The sequence below is a fragment of the Streptomyces sp. NPDC043996 genome (assembly GCF_056435225.1).
In genome coordinates this window covers 134,739-147,552 of the sequence record NZ_JBWKEY010000008.1, presented here as the reverse complement: position 1 = coordinate 147,552, position 12,814 = coordinate 134,739, and the positions used below count along the sequence as shown (strand labels likewise).

11 protein-coding genes are annotated in these 12,814 nt (G+C 75.1%); 8 read left to right on the top strand and 3 right to left on the bottom strand.

What is annotated here, in order from left to right:
• The first annotated feature begins 31 nt into the window (after positions 1-31).
• Complete coding sequence (locus tag AC07A4_RS22145) at positions 32-1,612, top strand: hypothetical protein (protein WP_478601287.1); 1,581 nt, start codon at positions 32-34, stop codon at positions 1,610-1,612.
• 10 nt (positions 1,613-1,622) lie between these two features.
• Here AC07A4_RS22145 and AC07A4_RS22140 read toward each other — a convergent pair whose 3' ends face one another.
• Both AC07A4_RS22140 and AC07A4_RS22135 read right to left on the bottom strand, forming a co-directional pair.
• A complete protein-coding gene (locus AC07A4_RS22140; RefSeq protein WP_478601285.1) occupies positions 1,623-2,882 on the bottom strand; it encodes a phosphodiester glycosidase family protein in 1,260 nt (419 codons plus the stop codon).
• 85 nt (positions 2,883-2,967) lie between these two features.
• Positions 2,968-3,324: a DUF779 domain-containing protein gene (locus AC07A4_RS22135; protein ID WP_478601283.1), complete on the bottom strand. Its 357-nt coding sequence runs from the start codon at positions 3,322-3,324 to the stop codon at positions 2,968-2,970.
• A 532-nt stretch (positions 3,325-3,856) separates the two neighbouring features.
• On the opposite strand from AC07A4_RS22135, the gene AC07A4_RS22130 reads away from it, so the two are divergent.
• From AC07A4_RS22130 to AC07A4_RS22100, 7 genes are all read left to right on the top strand, one after another.
• Positions 3,857-4,918 (top strand): hypothetical protein, encoded by a 1,062-nt coding sequence (locus tag AC07A4_RS22130; RefSeq protein ID WP_478601281.1) that lies wholly within the window; start codon positions 3,857-3,859, stop codon positions 4,916-4,918.
• The gene (locus tag AC07A4_RS22125) at positions 4,915-6,027 is read left to right on the top strand and encodes a CbiQ family ECF transporter T component (protein ID WP_478601279.1); all 1,113 of its coding nucleotides are present in this window, start codon (positions 4,915-4,917) and stop codon (positions 6,025-6,027) included. The genes AC07A4_RS22130 and AC07A4_RS22125 overlap by 4 nt, the downstream gene beginning before the upstream one ends.
• Positions 6,024-7,628: an ABC transporter ATP-binding protein gene (locus AC07A4_RS22120; RefSeq protein WP_478601277.1), complete on the top strand. Its 1,605-nt coding sequence runs from the start codon at positions 6,024-6,026 to the stop codon at positions 7,626-7,628. The genes AC07A4_RS22125 and AC07A4_RS22120 overlap by 4 nt, the downstream gene beginning before the upstream one ends.
• A complete protein-coding gene (locus AC07A4_RS22115; protein WP_478601275.1) occupies positions 7,625-8,638 on the top strand; it encodes an ECF transporter S component in 1,014 nt (337 codons plus the stop codon). The genes AC07A4_RS22120 and AC07A4_RS22115 overlap by 4 nt, the downstream gene beginning before the upstream one ends.
• Positions 8,547-10,049, top strand: coding sequence for a prenyltransferase/squalene oxidase repeat-containing protein (locus tag AC07A4_RS22110; RefSeq protein ID WP_478601273.1), 1,503 nt, complete (start codon positions 8,547-8,549; stop codon positions 10,047-10,049). Before AC07A4_RS22115 ends, AC07A4_RS22110 begins: the two co-directional genes overlap by 92 nt.
• A gap of 146 nt (positions 10,050-10,195) precedes the next feature.
• Positions 10,196-10,708: a DUF4430 domain-containing protein gene (locus tag AC07A4_RS22105; protein ID WP_478601271.1), complete on the top strand. Its 513-nt coding sequence runs from the start codon at positions 10,196-10,198 to the stop codon at positions 10,706-10,708.
• A gap of 117 nt (positions 10,709-10,825) precedes the next feature.
• On the top strand, positions 10,826-11,836 hold the full coding sequence (locus tag AC07A4_RS22100; RefSeq protein WP_478601269.1) for a phosphotransferase: 1,011 nt from the start codon (positions 10,826-10,828) through the stop codon (positions 11,834-11,836).
• A 40-nt stretch (positions 11,837-11,876) separates the two neighbouring features.
• Here AC07A4_RS22100 and AC07A4_RS22095 read toward each other — a convergent pair whose 3' ends face one another.
• Complete coding sequence (locus tag AC07A4_RS22095; RefSeq protein ID WP_478601267.1) at positions 11,877-12,776, bottom strand: LysR family transcriptional regulator; 900 nt, start codon at positions 12,774-12,776, stop codon at positions 11,877-11,879.
• Positions 12,777-12,814 lie beyond the last annotated feature (38 nt).

Sequence of the window (12,814 nt, the reverse complement as noted above, 5' to 3'; positions counted from 1 at the left end):
CACTTCAAGGGTGCGGTCCTAGCTTCGGCGCATGCCTCGTCCGACCCGTACGCTCCTGAGCCGCGCGCTCGCCCTGGCTCTGACGGCGACCGCGCTCACCCTGCCCGCCGCGCGTGCCGACGAGATCCCGAACGCGCCAGGACACCGGCTCGTCGCCCCCTACACCGGGGCGCCCGCCACCGCGCGCCCCGTCCCCGGCGACCCGCCGCCGCAGCACCCGTACCTCGCGCCGAACGGCCGCAGCGGCATGCACGCCGACGCGGCGGGCAGCGGCACCTACCCCTGGACCGGCCCGCTCGGCCGTGAACCCCGAGTGACCAGCGAGAAGATGGCCGCCCTCGGCGGCGAGTGCGCCACCGTCACCTTCGACCGCGAGGGCCGTATCGTCACGGTGTGCGGCGCCTTCTCCGGGTTTATGGTCAAGCTGCTCGACCCGAGGACGCTGCGCACCCTCGCCGAGTACAAACTGCCCCAGCGCCCCTCCACCGTCGAGGCGATCACCCGCCTCGACTTCTCCAAGATCTTCAAGGACACGTCCGGCGGCGCCTACTCCTACCTCGACGACCAGGACCGGCTCGTGCTCGCCGACTCGCGCCAGCACCTCGTGCGGCTCGCCCACGAGCGGACCGCCGACGGCACCTGGCGCTTCGTCGTCGAGAAGGACTGGGACCTGACCGCGCACGTCCCGCACGACTGCGTGAGCTGGACGAACCTCTACCCGACCGGGGAGTGCGACCCCGTCACCTCCGTGCTGCCCGACTGGGAAGGGCGCCTGTGGTGGGTGACCCGGCAGGGCCGCGTCGGCACCGTCGACCCGAAGACCGGAACCATACGCTCCATCAGGCTGCGCGGCGAGGAGATCCAGAACTCGTTCTCCGTCGCCGACGACGGCGTCTCGATCGTCTCCGACCACGCCCTGTACGGCTTCGAGGCCGCCGCCGACGGCACCCCGAAGGTCACCTGGCGCCAGACCTATGACCGCGGCACGGGGACGAAGCCCGGCTCGGTCAACCAGGGCTCGGGCACCACCCCCGATCTGTTCGGCACGCGCGAGAAGTACGTCGCCATCACCGACAACGCCGATGACCGCATGAACGTCCTCGTCTACCGGCGCGAGTCCGGCGTCCCCGCAGGGCGCCGCCTGGTGTGCAAGGTGCCCGTCTTCGGCTCCGGCGCGTCCACCACCGACAACTCGATGATCAGCTACGGCGACAGCCTCGTCGTCGAGAACAACTACGGCTACGAGAACGTCACCTCCCTGACCTTCGGCCGGAGCGTCGTCGGCGGCGTCACCCGCGTCGACGTACGCGCCGACGGCAGCGGCTGCGACACCGTGTGGCAGAGCCAGGAGCGCTCCCCGTCCACCGTCCCGAAGCTGTCCACCGCGAACGGGCTCGTGTACCTGTACACGAAGGAACCCCACCACCTGGGCATCGACGCCTGGTACCTGACCGCCGTCGACTTCCACACCGGCCAGACCCGCTGGAAGCGGCTCGCCGGGACCGGTCTCGCGTACGACAACAGCTGGGCACCCGTGACGCTCGGGCCCGACGGCACCGCGTACGTGGGCGTCTTCAACGGCCTGGTGGCCGTGCGCGACGCGGGGGAGTGACGCAAGCCCCTCACCCGCGCGAGAAGACCCCGATCCCGTTCGGAACCGGGCGCTCCGCGCCGCCGCTCGGGTGGTTGCGCACCGAGACGGCGGGCGCGCCAGGGTCCCGGGCGGCCAGCGTGCTGGAGCCCCCGCCGTCCAGGCTGAAGCCGTCCCTGGCGCCCAGGGCGCGCAGCGCCGCCGCCACCTCGGCGATGGTCAGGCCGCCCCGGAACTCGGGGGCGCCGTCGAGCGCGAGCAGGACGAGGCGCCTGCCGCCGTCGTCGATCCCGGCGGCGGTGCGCACCGCCGAGGTCCGGTCGTCCAGCCCCGGCAGCGGCACGCCGTCGCGCAGCAGGGGATAGCCGCCGACGACGAAGCGGTACGGGACGCGGGTCGCGGACGGCACGAGGCGGTGGTGGACGCGCACCGCGTCGCCGAGCGACAGCTTGCGCAGCTGCTGCGCCCCCGCCTCCCGGCCCACGAGCACCGTGGTGTCCGCGTCGATGGCGCCCCGCCCCGGCGTGTCGGCCCGCGCCACGACCCGCCCGTCGCGCACCGTCACCTCATGGGTGTCGGTGCTGCACGGCGCGCCCCGGTCGGTGTCGGTGCCGCAGGTGGAGCGCACCCGCGAGGTGACGCCCCAGTCGCTGGTGAACGCGCCCACCGAGCCGACCGGCAGCGCGTACTGGTTGAGCCCGCCCAGCGGCAGCCGCGTCCGCCCCGCGCGGACGCCGCCGTCGAGGGCCAGGCGGTCCAGGCGGGCCCTGCGGTCCACGCCCACGCCGATGACGTCCTCGGTGGTGGTGCCGGGCGGCAGCGCGGGGCCGAAGCGCTGGCCGTTCGGGACGGCGCCCTTCAGGGTGTGCCGGTCCGCGATCGCGGGCCCGACGGGCGCGCCGGTGGCCTCCACGCCGGGGTGCTGGGTCTCCGAGATGTTGAAGAAGTCGCCGTTGACCCCGGCGACCGCGCCCGCCCCGTCCGCCATCGCGGACACGGCCTGGCGGGCGCCGACCGCGCCCGGGTACAGCAGGCCGACGCGGACCCGGGGGTCGCTCAGGTCGACGTCGAGGACGTGCGCGTGCGCGGTGCCGCGCGGGGTGGGGATGTCGTAGTCCCGGTACTCCACGCCGGGGGCGATCTCGGTGGCCGTCCGCGCGGCCCCGGGAACGCCGCTGGCCGGTGCCGCCCCGAGCAGGGCGGCACCGGCCAGGGTGCCGAGAGCCGTCAGCGCGGCGAGCGCGCCGCGCACCGTTCTGAACCGTCCGCCGCCTTGGCCGCGTCGTGTCACGGTCTCCCCCTCGGGTCGCCTGGGCCGTCCAACTGTCCCAGTGGTGCGGGGAGTTCACCAGACGGCGAGGACGCCCAAGGCGCCGTCACGTCCCCATGAGCCGCGACCGGATGAGGAAGCGGACGCCCTCGGGGGCCTCCAGCGAGAAGCCGCTGCCGCGCCCCTCGACGACATCGACGATGAGACGGGTGTGACTCCACACCTCGTACTGGCTCTTGGACATCCAGAACCGTACCGGCTCCGCCACGCCGTCCACGGCGAGCGACGCGAGCAGCACGTCGGAGTCACCCGTGCGGAACTCGCCGTCCGGGTAGCACATGGGCGCGCTGCCGTCGCAGCAGCCGCCGGACTGATGGAACATCAGGGGGCCGTGGGTCCCTCGCAGCCGCCGCACCAGGTCGGCGGCGGCGGGCGTCAGTTCCACGCGCGGGGTGTCGGCCATGGCCGGTCGCCCTCCTCCGGGTCGCGTCTCGCCGGGCCGCGGTGGCACGGCGGGGCCAGTGCACACCCCGCCACGTTGCGAGCAGGTTGCACGCCCGCGCGGCCCGTCGGGCCCGGCCCCGTACGCGGGTTGGGGTCGCGCACGGGCTCGCGGTGGCCAGCGTCACAGGTCAAAAGCCCTGGCGCGGCCGCGCGCAGCACGCCTACGATGCGCGTGCTCCCCGTGTGAAGGTAGTGCGTGCGGGGGCACACAAGTTCATGCGTACGCGACTGGGGAAAGCCGGTGGGAATCCGGCGCTGACCTGCAACCGTGTGCGGCACGCCCCGGCGTGACCGCGAGTCGGAGCTCCTGGCGCGCTACGTGCACAGCTTCTCACTGTCATGGTCTGCAGCGTGGAGCCCTGAGCCCCTCACCGGTTCTCTAGGCCCCTGCCGCTTCCTTTCGGAACGCGCGCCAGGGGTTCGTCTATGCGGCACGGTGACAGCGGTGCGCGGGGCCCCGGCGTGGGCCCCGAACCGAAGGGCACCTCGAAATGGCCGGTGCGATACGCGCGTTCGCCGGCGCGCTCGGGCTGCTGCTCGCGTCGGCCGCCCTCGGCGTCAGCCCGGCCGCGCCCGCCGCCGCGGTGGACACAGGGCGGGGCCGCGCGGGCTTCTGCCCCGACGGCAACGGCGTCACCGTCGTCATCGACTTCCGGGAACTCGGCGGCACCACCCTCGTACGCTGCGCCGTCGGCTCCCAGGAGACCGGCCTCGCGGCCCTGAAGGACGCGGGCTTCCGGATCACCGGCACCAACCGCTGGGGCGAGTCCTTCATCTGCCGCCTCGAAGGGAAGCCGGGCGCCGACCGCGAGCCCTGCGTCGACACCCCGCCCGCCAAGGCCTACTGGTCGTACTGGCACGCGTCCAACGGCGGCCGCTGGACGTACAGCCAGTACGGCGCGACCTACCGCACGCCCCCGAAGGGCAGCTTCGAAGGCTGGTCGTTCTCCCTCGACCGGGGCCAGGGCGAGGCCCCCGCGCCGCGCGTGGCGCCCCGGCGGCCCTCGGCCCCCGGAAGCGGCGGCTCCGGGGGCGGCCACGGTGGCGGCTCCGGCGGTGGCTCGGGCGCCGACCGCCCCGGCGGTGGCGGCGGCTCCGGCCACGGCACCACCCCCGAAGGCCCGGGGAACGCGGCACCGCCCGGGCCCGGCAACCCCGGCAACCCCGGCTCCACCAACGGCAGGCGCCCGCAGGCCGACGGCGGCGGCCTGGAGCTGCCGCCCGGGCACAAGGGCGGCAAGGGTGAGAAGGGCGAGAGGGGCAAGGAGGGCAAGGGGGGTTCGGACAAGCCCGGGAAGGGCGGGAAGTCCGGCGGCAAGGACGAGCGCGGGCGTCCCACCCCGCGCGGCGCCGCCTCCGGCCCCGCGCCCGCGCCGAGCGAGGCCGCCGACTGGACCGGCGGCGAGGACCAGCGCACCGTCCAGGCCGCCAAGGACGACGGCGTGCCCACGGGCACGGTCATCGGCGCGATGGCCGCGGCGGGCCTCGCGGTCGCCGCGGGCGTGACGGCCTGGCGCCGCCGCAAGGGCGGCGCACCAGGCGGAACCCCATGACCCGACTGGCCCGTTCCGTGCACCCGGGCGCGTGGTGGCTGTGGGCGCTCGGCATGGCCGCGGCCGCGAGCCGCACCGCCAACCCCGTACTCCTCGTCCTGATCCTGGCCGCCGTGGGCTTCGTCGTCGCCCAGCGCCGCGACGACGCCCCCTGGGCGCTCGCCTTCCGGATGTACCTGACCCTCGGCGCGTTCATCGTCGTGATGCGCGTCGTCTTCCGGATCGTCTTCGGCGGCGGCCAGGGCGACACCGTGCTGTTCACGCTGCCGCAGATCCCGCTGCCCGAGTGGGCCGCCGGGATCAGGCTGTTCGGCCCCGTGGCCGTGGAGCAGCTCCTCGGCGGCCTCTACGACGGGCTGCGGCTCGCCACCATGGTCGTGTGCGTCGGCGCGGCCAACGCGCTCGCCAACCCCAAGCGGATGCTCAAGGCCCTGCCGGGCGCGCTCTACGAGATCGGCACGTCCGTCGTCGTCACGCTCACCGTCGCGCCGCAGCTCGTGGAGAGCGTCCAGCGGGTGCGCCGGGCCCGGCGCCTGCGGGGCGGCACCCTCAAGAAGGGCTACCGCGGCATCGGCGCGCTGCGCGGCGTCGTCATCCCGGTCCTCGAGGACGCCATGAACCGCTCGCTGGCCCTCGCCGCCGCGATGGCATCGCACGGCTACGGCCGCACCGGCCGCCAGGCCCCGCGCACCCGGCTGCTCACCGGCACCCTGGTCATCGCCGGGCTGCTCGGCGTGTGCGGCGGCCTGTACGGCGCCATGGGCGCGAGCACCCCGCCCTACCTCGGCACGCCGCTGCTGCTGGCCGGAGTCGCCCTGGCGGGCTGCGGGTTCGTGCTCGGCGGGCGGCGCGTCAGGCGCAGCACGTACCGGCCCGACCCGTGGCGCGGCGCCGAGTGGGCCGTCGCCGCGTCCGGCATCGCCGCGGGCGCGCTGATGTACGCCGTCTCCCGCACCGACGCCGCCTCGCTCTACCCCTCCCTGTCCCCGCTCGCCTGGCCCGAGGTGACCGTCCTTCCCGCCCTCGCCGCCCTCGCCGGAGCCCTGCCCGCGTGGCTCGCCCCCGCGCCGCCCCGGGCCGCGCCCCGGCCCCGGGAGGCAACCGCGTGATCCGCTTCGAACACGTCACCTTCACCTACGCCGACGCCCCCGAACCCGCGCTGCGCGACGTCGACCTGACCGTCGGCGAGGGCGAGCTGTGCCTGGTCACGGGGCGCACCGGCGTCGGCAAGTCCACGCTGCTCGGCGCCGTCAACGGGCTCGTGCCGCACTTCACCGGCGGCCACCTCCAGGGCCGCGTCCGCGTCGGCGGCCTCAGCACCGCCGACGCGCCGCCGCAGGAGTTCGCCGACGTCGTCGGCGTCGTCGGACAGGACCCGCTGGCCTCCTTCGTGACGGACACCGTCGAGGAGGAACTCGCCTACGGCATGGAGCAGCTGGCCATCGACCCGGCCGTGATGCGCAAGCGCGTCGAGGAGACCCTGGACCTGCTCGGCATCGCCGAACTGCGCCACCGGGCGCTGCGCACCCTCTCCGGCGGCCAGCAGCAGCGCGTCGCCATCGGCTCCGTCCTCACCGCGCACCCCAAGGTCCTCGTCCTGGACGAGCCCACGTCCGCGCTCGACCCGACCGCCGCCGAGGACGTGCTCGCCGCCATCACCCGCCTCGTCCACGACCTCGGTACGACGGTCCTGGTCGCCGAGCACCGCATGGAGCGCGTCCTGCAGTACGCCGACCGGCTCGTGCACCTCACTGGCGAAGGCCGCGTCCGCGAGGGCGCGCCCGCCGACCTGATGCGCGACAGCGACGTCGCCCCGCCCGTCGTGCACCTGGGGCGGCTCGCCGGGTGGGAGCCGCTGCCGCTGTCCGTGCGCGACGCCCGGCGCCAGGCCACCGAGCTGCGCGCCCGGCTCACCGGACGGACCCCGGCCGCCGCGCCCGGCGGCCGGGGCGCGCCCGCGCTGTCCGCACGGGGCGTCACCGTCGCGTACGCCGACACGGTCGCCGTGCGCGCCCTGGACCTCGACCTCGCGGGCGGCGAGGTCACCGCCCTGATGGGCCGCAACGGCTCCGGCAAGTCCTCGCTGCTGTGGGCGCTGCAGGGCTCGGGGCCGCGCGCTTCCGGCCGCGTCGACGTGGGCGGCACGGACCCGGGGAAGGTCGCCGCCCGCAAGGCCCGCGCGCTCGTGGGGCTCGTGCCGCAGACCGCGAGCGACCTGCTGTACCTGCACACCGTGGACGCCGAGTGCGCGCAGGCCGACGGCGAGTCGGACGCCGCCGAGGGGACCTGTAGGGCGCTGCTCGACGCGCTCGCGCCCGGCATCCCCGGCGCCCGGCACCCCCGCGACCTCTCCGAGGGCCAGCAGCTCGCCCTCGTGCTCGCCGTCCAGCTCACCGCCGCACCCGGCGTCGTCCTCCTCGACGAACCCACGCGCGGCCTCGACTACCACGCCAAGGAGGCCTTCACCGGCGTGATCCGGCGCCTGGCCGCCGAAGGGCGCGCGGTGGTCGTCGCGACGCACGACGTGGAGTTCACCGCGCGGGCCGCCGACCGCGTCGTCGTCCTCGCCGAGGGCGAGATCGTCGCCGACGGTCCGACGGCCGACGTGGTCGTCTCGTCACCCGCCTTCGCGCCGCAGGTCGCCAAGGTGATGAGCCCTCAGGAGTGGCTCACCGTCGAGCAGGTGCGCACCGCCCTGGAGACCGTGTGAACGGCCGCGGCGCCGGGGGGAGCGGCCACGGTGTCCGGGGGAGCGGCCGCCGCGTCCGGGTGCCCGCGCTGCCGATCGGCGCGCGCCCCGCGGCCGTGCTCACCCTCGCGAGCGTCGCGGGGCTCGCCATGTTCTTCTGGCCGCTGTTCGCCGCGCCCCGGCCCGAGGCGACCGCGCACACCGCCGACGCGCCGCTGATCTTCATCCTGACGCTGCCGGTGCTGCTCGCCGTCGTCCTCGCCGAGATGTCCGCGGGCGGCATCGACACCAAGGCCCTGGCGCTGCTCGGGGTGCTTTCGGCGGTCAACGCCGGGCTGCGGCCGCTCGGCGCGGGCACCGCGGGCATCGAGACCGTCTTCTTCCTGCTGGTCCTCGCGGGCCGCGTGTTCGGGCCCGGCTTCGGCTTCGTGCTCGGCTGCACCTCGCTGTTCGCCTCCGCGCTCCTGACCGCGGGCGTCGGGCCCTGGCTGCCGTTCCAGATGATCGCCTCCGGGTGGATCGGCCTCGGCGCGGGGCTGCTGCCCAGGCGCGTCAGGGGGCGCGCGGAGATCGCGATGCTCGCGGCGTACGGGGTCGTCGTCGCGTACGCCTTCGGCTTCCTGATGAACATGTGGTTCTGGCCGTTCACGCTGGGCCCCGACACCGATCTTTCGTTCGTGCCGGGCGCGCCTGTGGTCGAGAACCTGCGCCGCTTCGCCGCCTTCACGCTCATCACCTCGACGTTCGGCTGGGACACCGGCCGCGCGCTCACCAATCTGATCGCCATCGTCACGCTCGGCCCCGCCGTCCTCGCCGTCCTGCGCAGGGCCGCACGGCGCGCCGCCTTCGGGGCGCCGGTCACGCTCTCGGCCGCCGCCGCCGCGCCGTCCCCGCACTCCGCCTTTGCACCCTCCTCCCACACGTCCAAGGAGCGTCACCATGCGTCTGTCCCTCCGGCTGAGAACGGCGGTGGGCATCCCCGCGGCCGCGCTGGCCACGGTGCTGCTGCCGCCGGCCGCCGCCCACGCTGAGCCCGCCGCCCCGGCGGCGAACGCGCCCCTGGTCCCCAAGAGCCCGGCGAACGCCGCCGCCACCTGGATGGCGTCGAAGCTGACCGACGGCACGAACGCCAAGGGCGACCAGGGCCTGACCGCCGACGTCGTCATGGGCCTCGCCTCGACCGACACCGGTGGGGACGTCCAGAAGAAGGCCACGGACTGGCTCGCCGCCAACGCCAAGGCCTACATCGAGAGCAAGGGGCCGGGCACCGTCTTCGCGGGCGGCGTCGCCAAGCTCGTCCTGGTCGCCGCCATCGAGCGCCGCGATCCCAAGGACTTCGGCGGCCAGGACCTGGTGAAGACGCTCACCGAGCGCATGGGGGCGGACGGCCGCTTCACCGACAAGCACCCCTCAGGCGACGGCTCCCAGCAGTTCACCCAGTCCCTCGCGGTGATGGCGCTCCAGCGCACCGGCGGCGTGGCTCCGAAGGCCGTGGACTTCCTCGCCGGGTCCCAGTGCCCGAACGGCGGCTACCCGCTGTACTTCGGCGCCGCCCCGGAGAAATGCTCCTCCCACATCGACAGCACGGGACTCGCCGTGCAGGCGCTGCTCGGGTCGGGCCGCACCGCCGCCGCCAAGCCCGCCCTGAACTGGCTGGAGAAGAAGCAGCTGCCGGACGGCGGCTTCCCCGACAGCTTCCTGGGCAGCGGCGCGAAGGGCAACTCCAACAGCACCGCCCTGGCCGTCCAGGCGCTCGCGGTGGGCGGCCGCACGGAAGCCGCCGCCAAGGGCGTGGCCTGGCTGAGGTCCCGCCAGGTCAACTGCTCCGCCCCGCGCAAGGACTGGGGCGCCGTCGGCTACACGGAGCCCAAGGCCGACGGCATGGCCCTGCGCGCCACCGCCCAGGTCGTGCCCGCCCTCGCGGGCAAGTCCCTCGCCCAGGTCGACGCGGCCGACTCCGCCGCGGACCTGGAGGACATCGTCTGCGTCGACGGCGGCGGCACGCCTGGGGGCGGTGACAACGGCGGCACCGGCAACGGGGGTACGGACGGCGGCGGTTCCGACGGCGGCACGTCCGGCGGCGATGGCGTCGACGGCGGCACCTCCGGCGGGGACGGCGGCGGCGACAACGGCGGCTCCGGCTCCGACGGCGGCACCTCCGGCGGCGGGGACGACGACGCGTCCGGCGGCACGGGCGACGACGGCGGCGGCGACGACAGCGCGGGCGGCGCGGACAACACACCCGCCCCGCAGACCGGTGGCGGTGACTCCGCCGCCACGACCGGCGGCGGGGGCGGCTTCGACGTGCAGCCCGTCGGAAACCCCGACGGCAGCCTCGCCTCCACCGGCACGTCCTCCCTCCCCTTGGCGGCAGGGGCGGGCGCGCTGCTCGCCGTCGGCACGACGGCGGTCCTCGTGACGCGCCGCCGCCGCGCCTCCTGACCTCCGCCCCGGTCCGGCCGTTCCCGTCCGGCCGCTCCCCATCCGGCTTCTCTCCCGATATCCGACTTCTCTCCGATCCGGCCTCAGCGCTGACGCCGGATCACCTCACCGCATCTCATCTCAGTGTTCACGCAAGGAGAACCCCCATGAAGAAGACCTCGGCCCTGTCGCTCACCCGAAGAGCCGCTCTCGTCGCCAGTGCCCTCGGCCTGGCCCTCGCCGTCACCCCGGTCGCCGACGCGGCCCCCGCGAAGGCCGCCGCCAACACGGCGGTCAAGGTGACCGTCACGGTGAAGGGCCCGAGCGGCAACCTCTTCAACGGCAGCGTCACCACCAAGGGCCACTCCGTCACCACCGCGTCCGGCGGCACCCACAAGTGCGACGGCACCAACAACGAGGCCAACGCCACGGCCGGACCCACCCCGACGGCCGCCCTCGACGACGCCGCCAAGAAGCAGGGCTTCACCTGGGACGGCACCTGGTACCCGTCGTTCGACGACTACTTCGTCACCACCATCGGCGGCCACAACGGCGGCAACGCGTACTACTGGAACATCGCCGTCAACGGCGTGGCCACGCAGGTCGGCGGCTGCCAGCTGCACATCAAGGCGGGCGACAAGGTCGCCTTCACCTGGACCAAGATCAACCCGACCGGCTGACCCCGTCGCGACACCACCGGCGGCCCGGCGGAATCCCACCGCCGGGCCGCCCCCGGCACACACGTATCGCACAGCCTCAACCATCCTGCCAGCCACGCGAGTTGATAGCGTGGACCGATGCGGGATCGCCCTGAAGACTTCAGTGAAGAACGCCTCCGGCAAGCCCTGAGCGAGTTCGGCGTGTCCCCGTCGACGGTGACCTACGCGCCGGTGGGGTTCGGGGACTACCACTGGCAGGTCATCGGTGCCGACGGCCGCCGCTGGTTCGTGACCGTGTCCGACCTGGAGCACAAGGAGCACTGCGGGCTGGGTCCCGCGGCGGCGCTCGACGGGCTGCGGCAGGCCATGGACGCCGCGCTGGCCCTGCGGGAGCGCGCCGGGCTGCGCTTCGCCGTGGCGCCGCTGACCGCCGCCGACGGCTCCTCGGTCGTCGCCCTGGACGCGCGGTACGCCGTGACGGTGTTCCCCCATGTCCCTGGCCGCACGGGCGAGTTCGGGCAGCGCCTCGCCCCCGCTGAGCGGGACCAGGTGCTCGCCCTGCTCGCCGCGCTGCACGGCGCCACGCCGCCGGAGACGACCCCGCCGACCCGCGTGGAGCCCGCTGGCCTGTCCGGCCTCCGTACGGCACTGACCGAGTTGGACGAGCCCTGGACGGGCGGCCCCCGCGCCGAGCCCGCCCGCGCCCTCCTCGTAGAGCACCAGGAGTCGCTCCGCGCCCGCCTCGCGCGATTCGCGGACCTGGCCGCGCGGGTGCGGCGGCGCGGGGCGCCGCTGGTCGTCACGCACGGCGAACCGCACCCGGGCAACCTGATCCTCGGCGCTGACGGCTTCCTGCTGGTCGACTGGGACACGGTGGGACTCGCGCTCCCCGAGCGCGACCTCTCCCTGCTCATGACCGACCCCGCCGACCCGGCCGTCCCGCCCGCGTTCGGCCGCTACACCGAACTGACCGGCCGGACCCCGGACGCGGACGCGCTCGCGCTGTACCGGCTGCGGTGGAGCCTGCTGGACGTGGCGGAGTTCGCGGCGTGGTTCCGCGCCGAGCACCAGCACACCGAAGACACCGAGTCCGCCTGGAAGGGCTTCACCGCGACCCTCGATGAACTGGCGGCGGCGGAGCGGCACTGAGCGGAGGGACCGGCCCCAAAGGCCTGAGCGGCCCGGGCGGTTAGGACGGCTCCGCCCGTGCCGCCCGCCGCAGATGCTCGGCGAGCGCCTCGGCGGCTGCCGCCGGGGCACCCTCCGTGACGCCCCAGGCCAGCAGCAGCCGCCGACGGGCCCAGGGCTCCCGCAACGCGCACACGTCGAGCGCCTGGTGCGGGTCGAGCGCCCGGCGCGGCACGACGGCGAGCCCCACCCCGGCGACCACAAGCGCGACCAGCGTGCTGAGGCTGGCGACACTGGTGCGGTGGCGTGCCGCCGGGGCGTGCGGCCCCAAGTGGCTCTCGATCCAGCGGCGCAGCGACGACTGCGCGTCGAGGCCCACCAGCGGATGCTCGGCGACCTCGCTGTACGTCAGGGCGGTGCGCCCGGCGAGGACCCCGCCCGCCTGGCCGATCACCACCAGGGAGTCGTCGCCGAGGGGCTCCAGGGCGAGACCGCAGTCGCGGGCCTCGTCGTCGACGACCACCCCCAGGTCCGCCTCGCCGTCCGCGAGCGTCCGCACGGTGTGGGGCGTACGGCTCTCCGACACCGCGACGTCGGCGTCGGGATGCTCCCGCAGGAACGACACCAGCGCCCGCGGCACCAGGCGGTGCATCGCGGAACCACCGCTCAGCAGGGTCAGCGGAGCCGCTGGGGAGCGGGCGTAGCTGGCGACGGCACTCTCCAGGCGGGCCGTGTGCGTGAGCACGTCGCGGGCGTGGCGGGCCAGGGCCGTGCCCGCGGGCGTGGGCCGCACGCCCCGGCGGCCGCGGACCAACAGGTCCACACCGGCGTGCCGTTCGAGGGCGCGGACCCGGGCGCTGGCCGACGGCAGGCTCAGGTGCAGTCGGCGCGCGCCCGCCGTGATCGACCCCTCGGCCACGATGCCGAGGAAGAGCCGGAGGTCGTCCAGGTCGTAGCGCACCCGCCCGAGCCTATGGCACAGCCTTAGGCTGGGTGCGC

What these genes read in the sequence shown, in the direction of transcription:
- AC07A4_RS22110 (WP_478601273.1), top strand. Translation starts at nt 8,547, where the DNA reads ATGCGTCTGTCCCTCCGGCTGAGAACGGCGGTGGGCATCCCCGCGGCC.
- AC07A4_RS22100 (WP_478601269.1), top strand. Translation starts at nt 10,826, where the DNA reads ATGCGGGATCGCCCTGAAGACTTCAGTGAAGAACGCCTCCGGCAAGCC.
- AC07A4_RS22135 (WP_478601283.1), bottom strand. Translation starts at nt 3,324, where the DNA reads ATGGCCGACACCCCGCGCGTGGAACTGACGCCCGCCGCCGCCGACCTG.
- AC07A4_RS22145 (WP_478601287.1), top strand. Translation starts at nt 32, where the DNA reads ATGCCTCGTCCGACCCGTACGCTCCTGAGCCGCGCGCTCGCCCTGGCT.
- AC07A4_RS22125 (WP_478601279.1), top strand. Translation starts at nt 4,915, where the DNA reads ATGACCCGACTGGCCCGTTCCGTGCACCCGGGCGCGTGGTGGCTGTGG.
- AC07A4_RS22105 (WP_478601271.1), top strand. Translation starts at nt 10,196, where the DNA reads ATGAAGAAGACCTCGGCCCTGTCGCTCACCCGAAGAGCCGCTCTCGTC.
- AC07A4_RS22130 (WP_478601281.1), top strand. Translation starts at nt 3,857, where the DNA reads ATGGCCGGTGCGATACGCGCGTTCGCCGGCGCGCTCGGGCTGCTGCTC.